Source organism: Providencia sp. PROV156 (assembly GCF_028480905.1).
Taxonomy (GTDB): Bacteria; Pseudomonadota; Gammaproteobacteria; order Enterobacterales; family Enterobacteriaceae; genus Providencia; species Providencia hangzhouensis.
Map to the genome: position 1 here is coordinate 1 of NZ_JAMPPE010000055.1, position 1,986 is coordinate 1,986.

General features: G+C 52.0%; 2 rRNA genes. Both read left to right on the plus strand.

Annotation, left to right across the window (positions count from 1 at the left end):
* Nucleotides 1-1,725 (plus strand): 23S ribosomal RNA (locus tag PSF31_RS20990); the annotation flags it as partial.
* Between the two features lie 139 nt (nucleotides 1,726-1,864).
* Nucleotides 1,865-1,980: ribosomal RNA gene (rrf, locus tag PSF31_RS20995) — 5S ribosomal RNA — on the plus strand.
* Nucleotides 1,981-1,986 lie beyond the last annotated feature (6 nt).

Sequence of the window (1,986 nt, forward strand, 5' to 3'; positions counted from 1 at the left end):
GTTGGGTAGGGGAGCGTTCTGTAAGCCTGTGAAGGTGTGCTGTGAGGCATGCTGGAGGTATCAGAAGTGCGAATGCTGACATAAGTAACGATAATGCGGGTGAAAAACCCGCACGCCGGAAGACCAAGGGTTCCTGTCCAACGTTAATCGGGGCAGGGTGAGTCGACCCCTAAGGCGAGGCAGAAATGCGTAGTCGATGGGAAACGGGTTAATATTCCCGTACTGGTGATAATTGCGATGGGGGGACGGAGAAGGCTAGGCTATCCGGGCGACGGTTGTCCCGGTTTAAGGATGTAGGCAGGTGAATTAGGCAAATCCGGTTCACTACATGCTGAGGTCCGACGACGAGTCACTACGGTGATGAAGTAGCTCATGCCCCGCTTCCAGGAAAAGCCTCTAAGCTCTAGATTATCATTAATCGTACCCCAAACCGACACAGGTGGTCAGGTAGAGAATACTCAGGCGCTTGAGAGAACTCGGGTGAAGGAACTAGGCAAAATGGTGCCGTAACTTCGGGAGAAGGCACGCTGGCATTAGGTGAAGTGGTTTACCCATGGAGCTGAAGCCAGTCGCAGATACCAGCTGGCTGCAACTGTTTATTAAAAACACAGCACTGTGCAAACACGAAAGTGGACGTATACGGTGTGACGCCTGCCCGGTGCTGGAAGGTTAATTGATGGGGTTATCCGTAAGGAGAAGCTCTTGATCGAAGCCCCAGTAAACGGCGGCCGTAACTATAACGGTCCTAAGGTAGCGAAATTCCTTGTCGGGTAAGTTCCGACCTGCACGAATGGCGTAATGATGGCCAGGCTGTCTCCACCCGAGACTCAGTGAAATTGAACTCGCTGTGAAGATGCAGTGTACCCGCGGCAAGACGGAAAGACCCCGTGAACCTTTACTATAGCTTGACACTGAACATTGAGCCTTGATGTGTAGGATAGGTGGGAGGCTTTGAAGCGTGGACGCCAGTCTGCGTGGAGCCAACCTTGAAATACCACCCTTTAATGTTTGATGTTCTAACGTTGCCCCATTATCTGGGGTGCGGACAGTGTCTGGTGGGTAGTTTGACTGGGGCGGTCTCCTCCCAAAGAGTAACGGAGGAGCACGAAGGTTGGCTAAGCATGGTCGGACATCATGCGGTTAGTGCAAAGGCATAAGCCAGCTTGACTGCGAGAGTGACGGCTCGAGCAGGTACGAAAGTAGGTCTTAGTGATCCGGTGGTTCTGAATGGAAGGGCCATCGCTCAACGGATAAAAGGTACTCCGGGGATAACAGGCTGATACCGCCCAAGAGTTCATATCGACGGCGGTGTTTGGCACCTCGATGTCGGCTCATCACATCCTGGGGCTGAAGTAGGTCCCAAGGGTACGGCTGTTCGCCGTTTAAAGTGGTACGCGAGCTGGGTTTAGAACGTCGTGAGACAGTTCGGTCCCTATCTGCCGTGGGCGTTGGAAGATTGAAAGGGGCTGCTCCTAGTACGAGAGGACCGGAGTGGACGCACCACTGGTGTTCGGGTTGTCATGCCAATGGCATTGCCCGGTAGCTAAGTGCGGAAGAGATAACCGCTGAAAGCATCTAAGCGGGAAACTTGCCTTGAGATGAGTCTTCCCTGACTCTTTAAGAGTCCTAAAGGAACGTTTAAGACTAAGACGTTGATAGGTTGGGTGTGTAAGCGTAGCGATACGTTGAGCTAACCAATACTAATGAACCGTGAGGCTTAACCTGACAACACCGAAGGTGTTTTAGAGAGATAGAGTTGTTTTCAAAGAGAGTGAGAAGCCGGAAGGTGAAGGACACACAGCTTGTTTGAGATTGAGGTTCTGGTTTAGTGAAGAAAAAACTAAACGGGAACAAACAGAATTTGTCTGGCGGCAATAGCGCGGTGGTCCCACCTGACCCCATGCCGAACTCAGCAGTGAAACGCCGTAGCGCCGATGGTAGTGTGGGGTCTCCCCATGTGAGAGTAGGGAACTGCCAGACATTAAA